The following is a 17,169-nucleotide window of genomic DNA, read 5'->3' as shown; positions in this document are numbered from 1 at the left end:
GGGCGCGCCGGAAGGGTCGTGGCCGAGCAGGGGTCAGGCCAGGGCGCGGCGGATCGACTCGACCGTCTCGTCGGCGAGCCCGTCGAGCCGGCGGCGCAGCACGAGCGGCGCGAGCTTGTGCAGCGGGAACGGGAAGTCGAACTGCGCCCGGTAGTGGACCTGCGTGGCGGTGTCGTCGACGGGGGTGAACGACATGACGTCGGTGGCGGTCGTGCGTCCGTTCACGCCCTTGCAGGCGAAGAAGGCCGGCGGGTCGAAGCCGACCGTCTCGTACTCGAGCGTGACGGTGCGCCCCATGAACCGCGACCGGTTCGCGTACCGGGTGCCCATGCCGCCGTCACCCGACAGGCGCGTCGTCTCGATCGTGCCGGGGTCCCAGTGCTCGGTGTTCTCGAAGTCGCTGAGGAAGGCGAAGACCTCCTCGACCGGCCGGGGCAGGGTGAAGGTGCGCTCGACGTCCATGCTGCGAGCGTAGGCGAGCCACCAGCTCGGCGACGTCGCGGCGCTGGATCTCGCGTCCGTGCGCGTAGAACGCCAGCGCGACGGCCACGCCGAGCAGCGACAGCGACCCACCACCGATCAGCGTCCAGCGGGCACCGAACGTCTCCCCCACCCAGCCGATGAACGGCGAGCCGAGCGGCGTGCCGCCCATGAAGATCATGAGGTACAGCGCCGCGACGCGTCCGCGCATGACCGGCTCGGTCGTGAGCTGGATGGTGGCGTTGGCCGCCGTGATCATCGTCAGCGCGCAGAGGCCGAGCAGCGGGAGCACGAGCGCGTAGGTGAGGTAGTCGGGCATCAGCCCCGCGACGATCTCGACGACGCCGAACGCGATGGCCGCCCCCACCACGAACCGCAGTCGCGGCCGTTCGCGCCGGGCGGCCAGGAGCGCGCCGGCCAGCGAGCCGATCGCCATGACCGAGCCGAGGATGCCGTACTCCCCCGCGCCCTTGTCGAAGACGTCGGTCGCCATGAGGGCGCTGGTCATCTGGAAGTTCAGGCCGAAGGTGCCGACCGCGAACACGATGGACAGGACGAGCACGAGGTCGGGCCGGGCGCGGACGTACCGGACGCCCTCGCGCACCGCGCCCTTGCGACTGCCCATGACGGGCGCGGGCGAGAGCCGTGCGGGGTCGAGGCGCTGCAGCGAGGCGATGACGGCGAGGTAGCTGACGGCGTTGGCCAGGATGACCCAGCCCGTCGCCTCGACGCCCGACCCGCCTGCGGCGATGAGCAGGCCCGCGAGCGCGGGACCGATCATGCGGGCGGAGTTGAAGGACGCCGAGTTGAGGCCGACGGCGTTGGAGAGGTCGTCGGGTCCGACCATCTCGACGACGAACGACTGGCGGGCGGGCGCGTCGAACGCGGTGCCGACGCCGAACACGAACGCCAGCACGTAGACGTGCCACGCCTGGGCGGCTCCCGTGACGGCGAGGACGCCGAGGATCGCGGCGGGCACGGCCATGGCCACCTGCGTGCAGCGCAGCACGGTCCACTTGGGGTACCGGTCGGCGACCACGCCGGCGACCGGCGACAGCAGGAGCGCAGGCAGGAACTGCAGGCCGGTCGTGATGCCGAGGGCGGTGCCGCTCGAGGTCAGCTGGAGGACGAGCCAGTCCTGCGCGACGCGCTGCATCCAGGTGCCCACGTTGGAGACGAGGGCTCCCGCGGCGTAGACGCGGTAGTTGCGGACGTGCAGCGCGCGGAAGGTCGGGCTCACGACTCGGTGATCCGGGTCAGGATCGCCGACGCCTCCCGCAGCAGGGCCCGCTCGCGGGGGTCGAGCTCGGCGAGACGCTGGTGCAGCCAGGCGTCGCGACGCCGACGCTCCTCCGCGAGCGTCTTCTCGCCGAGGTCGGAGAGGCTGACGACGACCTGACGGCCGTCCTGCGGGTGCGGTGCGCGCTCGACGAGACCGTCCTCGGCGAGGCAGTTCAGGGTGCGGGTCACGCTGGGGGCGCTCACGCGCTCACGGGCGGCGATCGACGACGGCGACGTCGGACCCAGCTGGCGCAGCGTGCCCAGCACGGACATCTGCGTCGGGGTCAGGTCGGAGTGCCGCTCCTGCCGGAGCCTGCGGTTGAGTCGGGCCACCGCCAGCGCGAGGTTCTGGGAGTCGGTGGGCATGTCCTTAGCCTAGGTCATTAACCATGCTAATTCAAATCTGCAACCATTCACGGATGGGTGCGCGTGCTGTCGGGGCGACAGGTCGCTCCCTCTCGGCGACGGGGCTGCGTCGGCGTGGGTGGTCGCAGTCCTGCTTTCTGCGGGCCTCGACGGGGCAGGGGGCATGGGGTTGACCGGGCACGCCGGAGCCCTCCACCGGTGGGTCAGCAACCCCAGGAGGCGGTCTGCGGTTGAGGATCCACCGATTCGCGCGGCTTCGGGCGCTGCGGTTGCAGATCCACCGATGGAGGGCTCGAGCACGGCGCGTCGGCGCGTCGGGCGGTGAGTTCTCCACTGAAAGCCCCCGAGCGGTGGGTCCTCCATCGTCTCAGCGCTGGGATGGTGGAGAACCCACCGCCCACGGCGGCATCCAGTCGATCGGTGGAGAAGTCACCGCTCGAGGGGCACAGCGCATCCGCCCGGCCCGGACGTCACGACCGCCCGCCACCTCCGGGGAGGTGACGGGCGGTCGAGGGACGGTGCGTCAGGCCTGGCCGGCGGCCAGCGCCCCGAGCAGGTCGCGGTTGAGCCGCGAGATGACGTCGAGCGGGATGCCCTTGGGGCAGGCCGCCGTGCACTCGCCGATGTTGGTGCAGGAGCCGAAGCCCTCCGCGTCGTGCTGCGCGACCATGCTGGCCACGCGCGACTCACGCTCCGGCTGACCCTGCGGCAGCAGGCCCAGGTGGGTCACCTTGGCGGCCGTGAACAGCATCGCCGAGCCGTTCGGGCACGCCGCGACGCAGGCACCGCAGCCGATGCAGGTCGCCGCCGCGAACGCGTGGTCGGCGTCCTCCTTCGGCACCGGGAGGTTGTTGGCCTCCGGGGCCGAGCCGGTGTTGACGCTGATGTAGCCGCCGGACTGGATGATGCGGTCGAACGCGCCGCGGTCGACGACGAGGTCCTTGACGATCGGGAACGCGCCCGCGCGCCACGGCTCGATGTCGATGACGTCGCCGTCCTTGAACGAGCGCATGTGCAGCTGGCAGGTCGTCGTGACCTCGGGGCCGTGCGCGATGCCGTTGATGACGACGCCGCACGACCCGCAGATGCCCTCACGGCAGTCGTGGTCGAACGCGACCGGCTCCTCGCCGGCGAGCGTGAGCTGCTCGTTGAGCACGTCGAGCATCTCCAGGAACGACATGTCCTCGGAGACGTCGTCGAGGTGGTACCCGACCATCTCGCCCTTCGCGTCGGCGTTCTTCTGGCGCCAGACGTTGACGGTGATCTTCACTTGCAGCTCCTGTTCACTTGTACGACCGGGCCTTCATCTCGACGTACTCGTACTCGAGCGGCTCCTTGTGCAGGATCGGCTTCTCGCCGCCGAACTCCCACGCCGCCACGTAGGCGAAGCGGTCGTCGTGGCGCAGCGCCTCGCCGTCCTCGGTCTGGCTCTCGGCGCGGAAGTGACCGCCGCACGACTCCTCGCGGTTGAGCGCGTCGATGCACATCAGCTCGCCCAGCTCGAAGAAGTCGACGACGCGGCCCGCCCGCTCCAGGGTCTGGTTCAGCTCCTCGGCCTCACCGGTGACCTTCACGTTCTTCCAGAAGTCGTCGCGCAGCTCGCGGATCAGGCCGATAGCCTTCGTCAGGCCCTCCTCGGTCCGCTCCATGCCGCAGTACTCCCACATGATGTGGCCGAGCTCCTTGTGGTAGCTGTCGACCGTGCGGTTGCCGTCGACGGCCAGCAGCTTCTGGATGCGCTCCTCGACGGCCTGACGGGCCTCGAGGACCGCCGGGTGGTCCTCGGCGACCGGCTCGAACGGACCCGCGGCCAGGTAGTTGGCGATCGTCGTCGGCAGCACGAAGTAGCCGTCGGCGAGGCCCTGCATCAGCGCCGAGGCGCCGAGGCGATTCGCGCCCTGGTCGGAGAAGTTCGCCTCGCCCGTGACGAAGAGGCCCTCGAGGTTGCTCTGCAGGTCGTAGTCGACCCAGAGGCCACCCATGACGTAGTGCACGGCCGGGTAGATGCGCATCGGCTCGGTGTACGGGTCCTCACCGGTGATCCGGGCGTACATGTCGAAGAGGTTGCCGTACTTCGCCTCGACCGCCGGGCGACCCATGCGCTCGATCGCGTCGGCGAAGTCGAGGTAGACGCCCAGGCCGCCGGGGCCGACGCCCTTGCCGTCGTCGCACTGGTACTTCGCGGCGCGCGAGGCGATGTCGCGGGGCACCAGGTTGCCGAACGCGGGGTAGATGCGCTCGAGGTAGTAGTCGCGCTCGTCCTCGGGGATGTCACGCGGGTGGCGGTCGTCGCCGGCCTTCTTCGGCACCCAGATGCGGCCGTCGTTGCGCAGCGACTCGCTCATCAGCGTCAGCTTCGACTGGTAGTCGCCGGAGACGGGGATGCAGGTCGGGTGGATCTGCGTGTAGCAGGGGTTGCCGAAGTAGGCGCCGCGACGGTGCGCGCGCCAGGTGGCCGTGACGTTGCAGCCCATGGCGTTGGTGGAGAGGAAGTAGACGTTGCCGTAGCCGCCGCTCGCGAGCACGACCGCGTCGGCCGTGTGCGACTCGATCTCGCCGGTGACCATGTCGCGGACGATGACGCCGCGCGCCTTGCCGTCGACCATGACCAGGTCGAGCATCTCGTGGCGGGTGTGCACCTCGACGGTGCCGGCGGCGACCTGGCGCTCGAGCGCCTGGTAGGCGCCGATGAGCAGCTGCTGTCCGGTCTGGCCGCGCGCGTAGAACGTGCGGGAGACCTGCACGCCGCCGAAGGAGCGGTTGTCGAGCAGGCCCCCGTACTCGCGGGCGAACGGGACGCCCTGCGCGACGCACTGGTCGATGATGTTCACCGAGACCTGCGCGAGGCGGTAGGAGTTGGACTCGCGCGAGCGGAAGTCGCCGCCCTTGACCGTGTCGTAGAAGAGCCGGTACACCGAGTCGCCGTCGTTGCGGTAGTTCTTGGCCGCGTTGATGCCGCCCTGCGCCGCGATCGAGTGCGCCCGACGCGGGCTGTCCTGGTAGCAGAAGCTCGTCACGTGGTAGCCGGCCTCGCCGAGGGTGGCCGCGGCGGACGCGCCCGCCAGGCCGGTGCCGACGACGATGATCTTGATCTTGCGACGGTTGGCCGCGTTGACCAGCTTGGCGTCGAACTGACGCTGCTCCCAGCGACGCTCGATGGGACCCGAGGGCGCCTTCGTGTCGTGGATGTCCTCGCCGTGCTCGATGAACTGCTCGGCTGCCCCGGTCGGGGTGTAGGTGTCACTCATCAGGAACCAGCTCCGAAGAAGAAGACGGCGAAGGGGACGATCAGGAAGCCACCGGCGATGACCACCGAGAGCACCCACGACGCGATGGTGATGACGGAGTCCTTGCGGGTGCTGCTGCGGTTCTGGCCGAGCGTCGTGAGGGCGCTCCAGAAGCCGTGCCACAGGTGGAAGCCGACCGCGACGAGGCCGATCGTGTACAGCAGGACGACCCACCAGATCTCGAACCCGTTGACGACGCGCTCGTACTTGCTGTCCGACGGTCCGCCGGGGGCGAGCCAGTTCGGCAGCATCTGGGCGAGGTGGCCGATGATGAACAGCAGCAGGATCACGCCGCCCCAGCGCATCGTGAACGACGCGTAGGAGCGCTGGATGCCCGTGCGGTTCTGCTTGGAGTGGTAGCGCTTGCCACCGGTGTAGCCCGCCGCCACCTTGTTGCGCCGCCAGAGCGTGATCGCGCAGTAGACGTGCGCGACGAGCGACGCGAGGAGCACCACGCGGAGGATCCACAGGGCGCCGCCGTGCGGCAGGTAGGGGTAGAAGATGTCCTCCAGGCCCTCGAGGTAGGAGTCGAAGTACTCCTGCCCCTGGAAGAACTTGAGGTTGCCGTACATGTGGACGAGCAGGTAGCCGAGCATGATCAGCCCGGACACGGCCATCGTGTACTTGAGCACGACGGTCGACCTGCGCGCCGACGCGCGAGTCAGAGTAGTGGCCACGATCCGACGTTAACGCGATTCTTACCTAAGCGCTAAGTCATGATGAGGCCAACCTTCATAGCCTGCGGCTATCGAGGAGTAGGCTGGGGATCGTGCAGTTCCAGCAGCTCTCCTACTTCGTCGCGGTGGCGCGTACGCGCAACTTCACCCGCGCGGCAGCCGAGGTCGGCGTCGCCCAGCCCAGCCTGTCCAAGCAGGTCCGCGTGCTGGAGAACTCCCTCGGCACCCCGCTGTTCGTGCGGCAGCCCGGCGGCATCGAGCTGACCAGCGCCGGCGAGGCGCTCCTCCCCCACGCCGAGCGCATCCTCATCGACGTCGAGTCGGCCCGACGAGCCGTCCACGAGGTCGCCGGGCTGCGGCGAGGGCGGGTGCGCCTCGGCGCCACCCCGTCGATCTGCGACGGCCTGCTCCCCGAGGTCCTGACCCGGTTCCACGAGTCGCACCCCTTGATCGAGCTGGAGGTGCACGAGAGCGGGTCGCGGGTGCTCACCCACGAGCTCGCCCAGGGTCGGCTCGACGTCGCCCTGCTCATCACGCCCCTGTCGCAGGAGCGGCCCGACCTCGAGACCGTGCTGCTGCGGCGCGACCGGCTCGTGCTCGCGGCGCCCGTCGACGACGCCCTGCCGGACGCCGTCGACGTGGGTGCCCTGCGCGACCTGCCGCTCGTGATGTTCCGCACCGGCTACGACCTGCGCGAGACGACGCTCGCCGCCTGCGCCGCCGCCGGGTTCACGCCGCAGGTGTCGGTCGAGGGCGGGGAGATGCTGTCCGTGCTCCGCTTCGTCGAGGCAGGGCTCGGGTACGCGGTGGTGCCGGAGATGGTGCTGGCGAACCGGCCGGGGCTGCGACCGGTGGCCCTGCGCAACCCCTCGCTCGACCGGCACATCGCCCTGGCTCACCGCCGCGACACCCTGCAGCTCGCGGCACTCGCCTTCCACGACGAGCTGTTGCTCTCGCTGCAGGAGGGCGTGCAGCCTTGACCGGCCTCACGGGCCTCAGCGGCGTGCATACTCCTCCACCACGACGCCCGACTCGAACGGGCGCAGCCGGGTCGGGGTGAAGCGCGCGGCGCCGGCGGTGACCCCGCCGAACAACGGGATCCCGGCTCCGAGCACGACAGGGTGACGCTTCAGGACGAGGCGATCGATCTCGGGGAGCAGTGCGCCCGCCAGCTGGCCCCCGCCGCACAGCCAGACGTCGAGCCCGTCGCCGGCCTTGAGCTCGCGCACGCAGGCCACGGGGTCGCGCACGAGCGCGAGCGTCGGGTCGACCGTCCGTCCACCGCGGCTCGCCACGACCTGGTGCAGGTGCGGGTAGGGGCTCGCGATCCCCACGTCGAGCGCGGGCCGCAGGGTGTTCCACCCCATGACGACGGTGTCGAACCGCGTCCCCGGCGGCTCGGTGCCCAGAGCGGCGTGCGCGTGGGCGGGGAGGGCGTCGGCGTACTCCTGCAGCACGACGGACTCGTGGTCGCCCTCGACCATGAACGCATCGAAGCCGCCGTCGACATCGGCGATGAAGCCGTCGACACTGACGGCCACGTAGTAGACGAGCTCTCGCACCTGTCCTCCTATCACGACACCTGTCGTGGTCAGAGTACGACAGGTGTCGTGGTGTCGCTAGGGTGGTCCCGTGCCCCGCAACGACCACCGCCGTGCCGCGCTCGCCGACGCCGGGATCCGCGTGCTCGCACAGGAGGGCGCGCGGGGACTCACCCACCGTGCCGTCGACAGGGCCGCCGGCCTTCCGGTCGGGACGGCGTCGAACTACTTCCCCCGCCGCGACGACCTCGTCGCGGCCCTGGTCGAGCGCATCGGCGAGCGCCTCACGCCCGACGCCGAGGCCGTGCGAGGAGACGCCCCGGCCGACCGCGCCCTGTTCACCGCCTACGTGCGCGACGTCGTGCGACGACTCCGCGCCGACCCGCACGTGGCGCTGGCGCTCTTCGAGCTGCGCCTGGAGGCCGCGCGGCGACCCCACGTCGCCGCGACCCTCGGCGCCTGGCGACAGCGCGCCTTCGAGGACGACGTCGTCTTCAACGCCGAGGCCGGCCTGCCCGGCGGACGCACGGAGCTCGCCCTGCTCCACCACGCCGTCGACGGCCTGGTGCTGGACCAGCTGACCGTGCCGCTCGACACCGGCGTGCCGCTCGAGACCGCGATCGAGGAGCTGGTCGACCGCATCCTGCGCTGAGACGCCGGACCGTCGGGCTCAGCCGGGGCGCGGTCCCTCGAGCGCGAACGTGCGGTGGGTCGACCACCCCTCGCCCTCGCGGTGCAGGTAGAGCGCGACCTCGGTGACGTCGAAGTCGCAGCCGAAGTCCTCGAGCGTCGCGTAGGCGTGGTCGAGGGCGGCGTCGTCGAGGTGGTGCGCCACCGTCACGTGGGGGTGGAAGGGGAACAGCGGCTCCGGCGCGTCGAGCGCGGCCCGCAGGTCGGCCGCGAGGACCCCCGCCTCGGCGATGCCCCGGCTGACCGCCACGAACACCACGGGCGAGACGGGCCGGAACGTGCCGGTGCCCTGCAGCGTCACCTCGAACGGAGCCGTCCGGGCGGCCACGTGCTCGAGCCGCGCCGCGAGGTCGTCGAGCCCGTCCTCGGTGACCTGGTCGGGGGGCAGCAGCGTGATGTGGCTGGGGATCTGCGCGGCCGCAGGGTCGCCGAACGACGCCCTACGGGCGCGCAGCCGCTCGCCGAACGGCTCCGGGACGGCGATCGCGACACCGAAGGTCAGCGCGCCGTCCTGCGACGTCACGCCCTCCAGGCAGGGGTCAGACACCGCGGACGAGCCCGACCTTGTCGTACACGTCCACCACCACCGGCGCCGCGACCTCGCGGGCGCGGGCCGCCCCCGCGGCGAGCACGCGGTCGAGCTCGGCGGGGTCGTCGAGGTAGGCGCGGGTGCGCTCGCCGAAACCGCTCACGAGGTCGGCCACGAGGTCGGCGAGGGCGACCTTCAGGTGCCCGTACTGCTGGCCCTCGAACTGCGCGACCACGTCGTCGACGGTCGTGCCCGCCACCGTCGCGAACAGCGTGAGCAGGTTCGCGATCCCCGGCTGGCCCTCCGGGTCGTAGCGGATCGTGTCGCCGGAGTCCGTGACCGCCGAGCGGATCTTCTTGGCCGCCTTCTTCGGGTCGTCCAGCAGGTCGACGATGCCGTTCGGCGACGACGCCGACTTGCTCATCTTCGCGGTCGGGTCCTGCAGGTCGGCGATCTTGGCGGTGCCCTTGACGATGTAGGCCTCGGGCTGGCGGAACGTCTCGCCGTAGTGGTGGTTGAAGCGCTGCGCGAGGTTGCGCGACAGCTCGAGGTGCTGGCGCTGGTCCTCGCCCACCGGCACGTGGTGCGGGTTGTAGAGCAGGATGTCGGCGGCCTGCAGGATCGGGTACGTGAACAGCCCGACGCTCGCCTTGTCGGCGCCCGCCTTCGCGCTCTTGTCCTTGAACTGGGTCATGCGGCCCGCCTCGCCGAAGCCCGTGAGGCAGTTGAAGACCCACGCCAGCTGGGTGTGCTCCGGCACGTGGCTCTGGCAGAACAGGGCCGACCGCTCGGGGTCGACGCCGGCGGCCAGCAGCTGGGCGGCCGAGCGGTGCACCCGCGCGCGCAGCTGCGCCGGGTCGGGCTGCACCGTCAGGGCGTGCAGGTCGGCGATGAAGTAGAACGCGTCGTGGTCCTCCTGAAGGCCGACCCACTGCCGCACCGCTCCCAGGTAGTTCCCGAGGTGGAACGACTCGGCCGTCGGCTGGATGCCGGACAGCGAGCGTGGACGGGTGCTGCTGGACATGCTGTGCATTGTGCCAGTGGCTCCTCGCGGGACAGGTCCTAGGCTCGGGGCCGTGAGCGACGTACGCACGTGGCAGGTTCCGGGTCGGGTCAACCTCATCGGGGAGCACCTCGACTACAACGGCGGTCCCTCGGTGCCGTTCGCGATCGACCGCTTCCTCACGGTGAAGGTCCGCCGCCGCGACGACGACGCGGTCAACGTCTGGAGCACGCTGCCCGACGGCACCCGCGAGCGCGCGACCTTCCGCACCGACGTCGCACCCGACGACGGCACGGTGTCGGCCGACGACTGGGCCGCCTACCCGGCGGGCGCCGTCTGGGCGCTCGGGACCGCGGGCCCGCTGCCGGGCGTCGACCTGGTGCTCGAGTCGACCCTGCCGCTGGGCTCCGGACTCTCCTCGTCGGCGGCACTCACCGTGGGAGTCGTCTCGGCGCTGGCCGACGTCGCCGACCTCGACGTCGCGCCGCTGGAGGTGGCGCGCCTCGCGCAGCGCGCCGAGAACGACTTCGTGGGGGCGCCCACCGGACTCATGGACCAGCTCGCCGTCACGTTCGGGCGAGCAGGCGAGGCGGTGGTCACCGACCCGCTGTCCGACGACGATCCGACGCGGGTGCCGTTCGACCTCGCCACCGCCGACCTCGCGCTCCTCGTCGTCGCGACCGGCGTCGACCACTCGAACGTCGGCGGCGGGTACGGCGAGCGGCGCGAGGAGTGCGAGCGGGCTGCCGCCGAGCTCGGCCTCGAGCACCTCGCGAAGGCCGGGCTCGACGCCCTCGTCCGCCTGGAGGACCCGGTGCTGCGCCGCCGCACCCAGCACGTCTTCACCGAGACCGCGCGGGTCAAGGCGGCGTTGCGGACGCTCGGCGAGAACGACTTCGAGCAGCTCGGCACCATCCTCACCGCCTCGCACGTCTCGCTGCGCGACGACTTCGAGGTCAGCTGCGCCGAGCTCGACGTCGCGGTCGAGGCGGCCGTCGAGGGCGGGGCCCTGGGGGCGCGCATGACTGGAGGCGGGTTCGGCGGGTCGGCCATCGCGCTCGTCCCCCAGACCAAGGCGCGCGCCGTGCGCGAGCTGGTGGAGCAGCGCTACGACGCGCTGGGGTGGAGGGCACCGGAGGTCTTCGCCGTCCGGGCCGCAGCAGGAGCCCACCGCACCGCCTGACGCGGCGGTGCCACACTGGGCGCGTGACCGCCCGCCGCATCGCGTACCAGGGAGAGCCCGGCGCGAACTCCCACATCGTCTGCCAGCAGCACCACCCCGACGCCGAGGCCGTGGCCTGCGCGTCGTTCGAGGACGTGTTCGCGGCGGTCACGGGCGGCGACGCCGACCTCGCCATGATCCCGATCGACAACTCGATCGCCGGCCGGGTCGCCGACATCCACCACTTCCTGCCGACGTCGGGCCTGCACATCGTCGGCGAGCACTTCCTGCGCATCCAGTTCATGGTCATGGGCGTCCCGGGCACGACGCTGGAGACCGTGCGCACCGTCCACAGCCACGTGCACGCGCTCGGGCAGTGCCGCAAGATCATCGGCCAGCACGGATGGACCCCGATCGTCTCCGGTGACACCGCCGGGGCCGCGCGCGAGATCGCCGAGGCCGCCGACGTCACCTCCGCCGCCATCGCGCCGCCGCTCGCGGCCGAGATCTACGGCCTCGACATCCTCGCCGCAGACGTCGAGGACGAGGACCACAACACCACGCGCTTCGTGGAGCTGTCCCGCGAGCCGGTGCGCGCACCCCAGGGGGCGGGCCCCGTCGTCACCACCTTCATCTTCAACGTCCGCAACCTCCCCGCCGCCCTCTACAAGGCACTCGGCGGGTTCGCCACGAACGGCGTCAACATGACGAAGCTCGAGAGCTACATGGTCGGCGGGGAGTTCACGGCCACCCAGTTCCTCGCCGAGGTCGACGGGCACCCCGACGACCCGCACGTGGCTCGGGCCCTGGAGGAGCTCGGCTTCTTCACCACCGAGACGCGCGTGCTCGGCGTGTACGCGGCCGACCCGTTCCGCGCCGAGCAGCGCTGAGGTCGCGCCCGTCCACAGGTCGGCCACGAAGGCCTTGGTCGTGGGCGTGCACGCGCAGTAGCGTGGCCGCATGACCCCGCCGGACCGCGTGAGCCAGCTGCGCAACGACGTCGACGACCTGTACGAGATCGTCTCGGAGATCCGTTCGACGGTCGACGGTCACACGGGCACCCTCGCCGAGCACACCCGGACCCTCGCCGACCACACCCGGACCCTCGCCGACCACACCCGGACCCTCGCCGACCACACCCGGACCCTGGACGAGCACGGCGCCAAGCTCGACGAGATCCTCGACATCCTGCGCGCGCGGTGAACGGGCTGCCGTTCCCGCTGTCGGTCCCGGTGCTGACCGACGGCGTCGTCACGCTGCGCGCGGCCACCCCGGCCGACGTCGAGCCGATGTGGGAGATGACGCAGGACCCCGCCATGCAGCGCTGGACCGCCGTGCCGATCCCGAACACGCGGGAGATGAGCGAGCAGTTCGCCCTGCACGTCGGCGCCCGCGCCTGGGACGAGGGCACCGCCCGCATGTGGGTCGTGGAGGCCGAGGACGACGACGGACGTCCGCGCTTCGCCGGGAACGTCGACGTGCGCGGCGGCCCCGTCGCCGACATCGGCTTCACGCTCCACCCGTGGGCGCGAGGTCGCGGCATCATGACCGCCGCCGTGCGGCTCGCCGTCGACCACGGCTTCACCGAGGCCGGGATCGAGGCGGTGCACTGGCGGGCCCACGTGGGCAACGAGGCGTCCCTGCGGGTCGCGCACGCCTGCGGCTTCGAGCTGGTGGGCACCGCACCCGCCCTGCTGCACGAGCGCGGCCGTACGCTCGACGCCTGGACGGCCGTGCTGCGCTTCGGCGACGCGCCCTACGCCCGCCGGCCGTGGCAGGACGCGCCGAGGCTCAGGACCGACCGCCTGCAGCTGCGACCGCTCGTGGAGACCGACGCGCACCGCGTGGCGCAGGCGTGCTCCGACCCGACCACGCGGCACTGGCTGCGGACGCTGCCGCACCCCTACACGCCCGAGGTGGCCCGCGCCTTCGTGGCCGACTGCACGTGGCGCTCCGCGACCGGGGAGAAGATCACCTGGGCCGTGGCCGACCCCGTCTCCGACGACCTCGTCGCTCTCGTGACGCTCATGCACCTCGGCGGCGTGAACCCCGGCACGGCCGAGGTGGGCTACTGGGCGCACCCCGATGCGCGCGGTCGCGGACTCGTGGGCGAGGCTGTGGAGGCGGTCACGCACTGGGCGTTCTCGCCCGACGGCCCCGGGCTGCACCGACTCAGCCTGCTGGCCGCCGCGGGCAACGTGGCCAGCAACCGCGTGGCCGAGCGGTCCGGGTTCCGTCGGCTCGGGGTGGAGCGCCAGGCCGAGATGCTGGGCGACGACACGCTCGACGACCTCGTCTCCTACGACCTGCTCGCCGACGACCTGCGGTAGCCGACCTGCGGCCTGGGTTGGACCGGCCTGGACTGGGCTGGCTGGACGCAGGCGTCGCGGCCCGCTGCTGCGTCGGCGTGCTCCGTCAGTGCGAGTGAGACGTCGGCCACTGGCGCTGCTTCTGTCGGCACACGACGGCACACTGGTTGCGTGACCCAACTGAGCGAGCCGCAGCAGCCCGGCGCCACCTCCTCGACGACGCCGTCCCCCTGGCCCGCCCTCTGGGCGATGGTCATCGGGTTCTTCATGATCCTCGTCGACAACACGATCGTGTCGGTGGCGACGCCGGCGATCATCGAGGACCTGCGCACCGACTACAACAGCGGCATCTGGGTCACGAGCGCCTACCTGCTCGCCTACGCCGTGCCGCTGCTGGTCACCGGACGTCTCGGCGACCGCTTCGGGCCGAAGAACGTCTACCTGCTCGGCCTGACCATCTTCACCCTGGCTTCCCTGTGGTGCGGGCTGACGGACTCGATCGGCGGGCTCATCGCCGCCCGCGTGGTGCAGGGGATCGGCGCGTCGCTCCTCACGCCGCAGACCATGGCGGTCATCACCCGCACGTTCCCGGCCGCCAAGCGCGGCAGCGCCATGGCGCTCTGGGGCGCCACCGCGGGCGTCGCGACGCTCGTCGGCCCGATCCTCGGCGGCGTGCTCGTCGACGCCGCCGGCTGGGAGTGGATCTTCTTCGTCAACATCCCGGTCGGTCTCGTCGGCTTCGTCCTCGCCGTCCGTCTGGTGCCCGTGCTCGAGACGCACGCCCACACCATCGACTGGCTCGGCGTCGCGCTCAGCGCCGCCGGCATGTTCCTGCTCGTCTTCGGCATCCAAGAGGGCGAGCGGTACGACTGGGGCACCATCACCGGGCCGATCAGCGTCCCGCTGCTCATCGCGCTCGGGGTCGTCGTGCTCGGCCTGTTCGTCGCCTGGCAGGCGCGCGTGCGCCGCGAGCCGCTCGTGCCGCTCGGGCTGTTCCGCGACCGCAACTTCTCGGTCGGCAACGTCGCCATCGCCATGGTCTCGCTCGCCATCACCGCCATGAGCCTGCCGTTCATGTTCTACGCGCAGGGCGCCCGCGGCTGGAGCCCGACCGAGTCGGCGCTCTTCATGACGCCCATGGCCGTGGTGCTGCTGCTCCTCTCGCCCGTGGTGGGCAAGCTGTCCGACCGCGTCCACCCGCGTCTGCTGACGCTCGTGGGCTTCGGCACCGCCGCGGTGGCCATGCGCTGGCTCGGCAGCCTCGTCGACCCGACGACGCCCGCGTGGCAGCTGCTGCTGCCCATGGCGCTGTTCGGTGTGTCCAACGCGTTCCTCTGGGCCCCGCTGAGCGCCACGGCCACGCGGAACCTGCCGATGTCGTCGGCCGGCGCCGGCGCCGGCGTCTACAACACGACGCGCCAGGTGGCCGCGGCCCTCGGCAGCGCCGCCGTCGCCGCGCTCATCGGATCGCGCCTGGCCGCCAACGGCCTGCAGGGCGACGCGAGCGCGTTCCAGTCCGCGACCGGTGGCTCCGCGAGCATGCCCGCGCCGGTGGCCGAGGCCTTCTCGCGGGCGATGTCGGAGGCCTTCTGGCTGCCGGCCGCCGCGTTCGTCGTCGGACTGGTCGTCGTGCTGCTGTTCGAGCGCCCGCGCCACCAGGGCACCGCCCCGGCCACCGCCCCCGCGCAGGCCGCACCCGCTGCCTAGACTGCGGCGGGTGACCAGCACCCACGTCCTGACGCTGTCCTGCCCGGACCGGCCGGGGCTCGTGTACGCCGTGACCCGGTGGATCCACGAGGCCGGCGGCAACATCCTCGACTCCCAGCAGTACACGGAGCAGCCGGCCGACGACGGGTCGGGCGAGTTCTTCCTGCGCCTGCACGTCGACTTCGGCTCGGACGCACAGACCGCGGCGCTCGCGGACGGCTTCGGGCAGGTCGCCGCCGAGCTGGACATGCAGTTCCGGCTCGTCGAGGCCGAGCGGCCGGCGCGCACCCTCGTGATGGTCTCCAAGGAGGGCCACTGCCTGAACGACCTGCTCTACCGGCAGAGCTCCGGCTCCCTCAACATCGAGGTGCCCGCCGTGGTGTCGAACCACCGCGACCTCGAGCGGCTCGCCGACGCGTACGACGTGCCGTTCCACCACCTGCCGGTCACCCGGGAGACGAAGGCCGACGTGGAGGCGCAGGTGCTCTCTCTCGTCGAGGACCTGGAGGTCGACCTCGTGGTGCTCGCGCGGTACATGCAGATCCTCAGCGACGACCTCTGCCGCTCGCTGGCGGGGCGAGCCATCAACATCCACCACAGCTTCCTGCCCAGCTTCAAGGGCGCGCGCCCCTACCACCAGGCCCACGCCCGCGGCGTCAAGCTGATCGGCGCGACGGCCCACTACGTCACCGCCGACCTCGATGAGGGCCCGATCATCGAGCAGGGCGTCCAGCGCGTCGACCACCGCATGGCGCCCGCCGACCTGGCCCGCGTGGGCCGCGACGTCGAGGCCCAGACGCTCTCGCGCGCGGTGCGCCTGCACGCCGAGTCGCGCGTGCTGATGAACGGACCACGCACCGTCGTCTTCGCCTGACCCGCCGCAAGGGCCGGGCCGCGCCCAGCGCGCGGCTCTGGCCGTCCGTCTCACTCCCCGACCTCGGGGTCCACATGATGAGACCTGCGTGCAGCGCGGTCCCGGACGCCTACCGTCGTACCTCGACGCACCACCCCCGAGGGTGCGCCCGAGACCCGAGGACGACTCCATGACGACGCTCCGCCGCCGACTGACGACCGCCGCCGCGCTCGCGGCCGCCTCCGCCCTGGTGCTCAGCGCCTGCGGGTCGGGCGGCTCCAGCAGCGCCGACACGATCAAGATCGTCGGCTTCGCGGTCCCCGAGGCGGCCAACAAGGCGATCGCCGAGAAGTTCGAGGAGACGCCCGAGGGCAAGGGCGTCTCGTTCAAGACCTCCTACGGCGCGTCCGGCGACCAGAGCCGCGCGGTGGCCGACGGCCTGCCCGCCGACTACGTCCACCTGTCCGTCGCGACCGACGTCGACCGCCTGGTCGACGCGGGCCTCGTCGACAAGACCTGGGACGACGGCCCCAACCAGGGCATCGTCTCGACCTCGGTGGTCGTGCTCGGCGTCCGCAAGGGCAACCCCAAGAACATCCAGGGCTGGGACGACCTGGTCAAGCCCGGCGTGAAGATCGTCACGGCCAACCCCGCCTCCTCCGGCGCGGCCCGCTGGAACGCGCTCGCCGCGTGGGGCAGCGTGACCAGCCAGGGCGGCAGCGACGCCGAGGCCACCGCGTACGTCGACAAGCTCTTCAAGAACGTGGTGTCGCTGACCAACAGCGGTCGCGACGCCACCCAGAGCTTCCTGGGCGGCACGGGCGACGTGCTCCTGGCCTACGAGAACGAGGCCATCCTGGCGAACCAGAACGGCCAGGGCTTCGACTACGTCATCCCCGACACCACCGTGCTGATCGAGAACCCCGGCGCCGTGCTGAAGAAGCACGTCCCGGCGACCGAGCCGTGGCTCGACTTCGTGCTCGGCAAGACCGGCCAGCGCGAGTTCGCGCTCAAGGGCTTCCGCCCCCTCAACGAGGAGCAGCCCGGCGTCGCCGACCTGTCCGCCGTGGGCCTGAAGGCCTCCGACATCAAGGGTGCCGCCGACGCGTCCGACCCGTTCCCGAAGGTCAAGAACCTCCTGACCCTCGCCGACGACTTCGGCGGGCACGACTGGAGCGGCGTGAAGGACAAGCTCTTCGGCGACGGCAAGGACGGCGCGCCCGTCGGCATCGTCACCGAGGCCATCGCGAAGTCCGGCAAGGCCTCGCAGTAACGCCCGGCCCG

At 71.6% G+C, this 17,169-nt stretch carries 18 protein-coding genes; 9 read left to right on the top strand and 9 right to left on the bottom strand.

The features are described 5' to 3' along the window. Nucleotides 1-33: 33 nt before the first annotated feature. The 6 genes from Aeryth_RS18255 to Aeryth_RS04025 all read right to left on the bottom strand — a co-directional run bounded on the left by Aeryth_RS18255 (nt 34) and on the right by Aeryth_RS04025 (nt 6,091). The gene (locus Aeryth_RS18255; protein WP_236749864.1) at nt 34-438 is read right to left on the bottom strand and encodes an SRPBCC family protein; all 405 of its coding nucleotides are present in this window, start codon (nt 436-438) and stop codon (nt 34-36) included. Continuing rightward, nucleotides 338-1,720, bottom strand: coding sequence for an MFS transporter (locus Aeryth_RS04045; RefSeq protein WP_083516242.1), 1,383 nt, complete (start codon nt 1,718-1,720; stop codon nt 338-340). The genes Aeryth_RS18255 and Aeryth_RS04045 overlap by 101 nt, the downstream gene beginning before the upstream one ends. Then, a complete protein-coding gene (locus Aeryth_RS04040) occupies nt 1,717-2,127 on the bottom strand; it encodes a MarR family winged helix-turn-helix transcriptional regulator (protein ID WP_067854981.1) in 411 nt (136 codons plus the stop codon). Before Aeryth_RS04040 ends, Aeryth_RS04045 begins: the two co-directional genes overlap by 4 nt. A 523-nt stretch (nt 2,128-2,650) precedes the next feature. Then, the gene (locus tag Aeryth_RS04035) at nt 2,651-3,397 is read right to left on the bottom strand and encodes a succinate dehydrogenase/fumarate reductase iron-sulfur subunit (protein ID WP_067854979.1); all 747 of its coding nucleotides are present in this window, start codon (nt 3,395-3,397) and stop codon (nt 2,651-2,653) included. A 13-nt stretch (nt 3,398-3,410) separates the two neighbouring features. Next, complete coding sequence (locus Aeryth_RS04030) at nt 3,411-5,375, bottom strand: fumarate reductase/succinate dehydrogenase flavoprotein subunit (RefSeq protein ID WP_067854976.1); 1,965 nt, start codon at nt 5,373-5,375, stop codon at nt 3,411-3,413. Continuing rightward, nucleotides 5,375-6,091, bottom strand: coding sequence for a succinate dehydrogenase cytochrome b subunit (locus tag Aeryth_RS04025; protein WP_236749812.1), 717 nt, complete (start codon nt 6,089-6,091; stop codon nt 5,375-5,377). Before Aeryth_RS04025 ends, Aeryth_RS04030 begins: the two co-directional genes overlap by 1 nt. Nucleotides 6,092-6,183: 92 nt before the next feature. On the opposite strand from Aeryth_RS04025, the gene Aeryth_RS04020 reads away from it, so the two are divergent. Beyond that, on the top strand, nt 6,184-7,071 hold the full coding sequence (locus tag Aeryth_RS04020; RefSeq protein ID WP_067854973.1) for a LysR family transcriptional regulator: 888 nt from the start codon (nt 6,184-6,186) through the stop codon (nt 7,069-7,071). A 15-nt stretch (nt 7,072-7,086) separates the two neighbouring features. On the opposite strand, the gene Aeryth_RS04015 is transcribed toward Aeryth_RS04020, so the two are convergent. Next, nucleotides 7,087-7,653 carry a dihydrofolate reductase family protein gene (locus tag Aeryth_RS04015; protein WP_067854968.1) on the bottom strand — a complete coding sequence of 189 codons (567 nt, stop codon included), beginning with the start codon at nt 7,651-7,653 and terminating at the stop codon, nt 7,087-7,089. Between the two features lie 70 nt (nt 7,654-7,723). Between Aeryth_RS04015 and Aeryth_RS04010 the strand changes: the two genes are divergently transcribed. Then, nucleotides 7,724-8,284 carry a TetR/AcrR family transcriptional regulator gene (locus Aeryth_RS04010; RefSeq protein ID WP_067854963.1) on the top strand — a complete coding sequence of 187 codons (561 nt, stop codon included), beginning with the start codon at nt 7,724-7,726 and terminating at the stop codon, nt 8,282-8,284. 18 nt (nt 8,285-8,302) lie between these two features. Here Aeryth_RS04010 and Aeryth_RS04005 read toward each other — a convergent pair whose 3' ends face one another. Beyond that, nucleotides 8,303-8,869, bottom strand: a complete 567-nt coding sequence (locus Aeryth_RS04005; protein ID WP_236749811.1) for a 2'-5' RNA ligase family protein — start codon at nt 8,867-8,869, stop codon at nt 8,303-8,305. Further along, nucleotides 8,862-9,875, bottom strand: coding sequence for a tryptophan--tRNA ligase (trpS, locus tag Aeryth_RS04000; protein ID WP_470207142.1), 1,014 nt, complete (start codon nt 9,873-9,875; stop codon nt 8,862-8,864). The genes Aeryth_RS04005 and trpS overlap by 8 nt, the downstream gene beginning before the upstream one ends. Nucleotides 9,876-9,927: 52 nt before the next feature. On the opposite strand from trpS, the gene galK reads away from it, so the two are divergent. The 7 genes from galK to Aeryth_RS03965 all read left to right on the top strand — a co-directional run bounded on the left by galK (nt 9,928) and on the right by Aeryth_RS03965 (nt 17,158). Beyond that, nucleotides 9,928-11,037: a galactokinase gene (gene galK / locus Aeryth_RS03995; RefSeq protein ID WP_067854947.1), complete on the top strand. Its 1,110-nt coding sequence runs from the start codon at nt 9,928-9,930 to the stop codon at nt 11,035-11,037. Nucleotides 11,038-11,060: 23 nt separating this feature from the next. Continuing rightward, nucleotides 11,061-11,906, top strand: a complete 846-nt coding sequence (locus Aeryth_RS03990; RefSeq protein WP_067854942.1) for a prephenate dehydratase — start codon at nt 11,061-11,063, stop codon at nt 11,904-11,906. A gap of 70 nt (nt 11,907-11,976) precedes the next feature. Beyond that, the gene (locus tag Aeryth_RS03985) at nt 11,977-12,219 is read left to right on the top strand and encodes a hypothetical protein (protein WP_067854938.1); all 243 of its coding nucleotides are present in this window, start codon (nt 11,977-11,979) and stop codon (nt 12,217-12,219) included. Next, nucleotides 12,216-13,346, top strand: coding sequence for a GNAT family N-acetyltransferase (locus tag Aeryth_RS03980; RefSeq protein ID WP_067854935.1), 1,131 nt, complete (start codon nt 12,216-12,218; stop codon nt 13,344-13,346). Before Aeryth_RS03985 ends, Aeryth_RS03980 begins: the two co-directional genes overlap by 4 nt. Nucleotides 13,347-13,496: 150 nt before the next feature. After that, nucleotides 13,497-15,032 carry a DHA2 family efflux MFS transporter permease subunit gene (locus Aeryth_RS03975; RefSeq protein ID WP_317697578.1) on the top strand — a complete coding sequence of 512 codons (1,536 nt, stop codon included), beginning with the start codon at nt 13,497-13,499 and terminating at the stop codon, nt 15,030-15,032. Nucleotides 15,033-15,042: 10 nt separating this feature from the next. Beyond that, nucleotides 15,043-15,906, top strand: coding sequence for a formyltetrahydrofolate deformylase (gene purU, locus Aeryth_RS03970; protein ID WP_067854932.1), 864 nt, complete (start codon nt 15,043-15,045; stop codon nt 15,904-15,906). Nucleotides 15,907-16,075: 169 nt separating this feature from the next. Further along, nucleotides 16,076-17,158, top strand: coding sequence for a sulfate ABC transporter substrate-binding protein (locus Aeryth_RS03965; RefSeq protein ID WP_067854929.1), 1,083 nt, complete (start codon nt 16,076-16,078; stop codon nt 17,156-17,158). The last annotated feature ends 11 nt before the right edge of the window (nt 17,159-17,169 follow it).

This window comes from Aeromicrobium erythreum, assembly GCF_001509405.1.
GTDB lineage: Bacteria > Actinomycetota > Actinomycetes > Propionibacteriales > Nocardioidaceae > Aeromicrobium > Aeromicrobium erythreum.
Note: the sequence above shows the minus strand (reverse complement) of the source record. Positions and strands in the feature narration are given on the sequence as shown.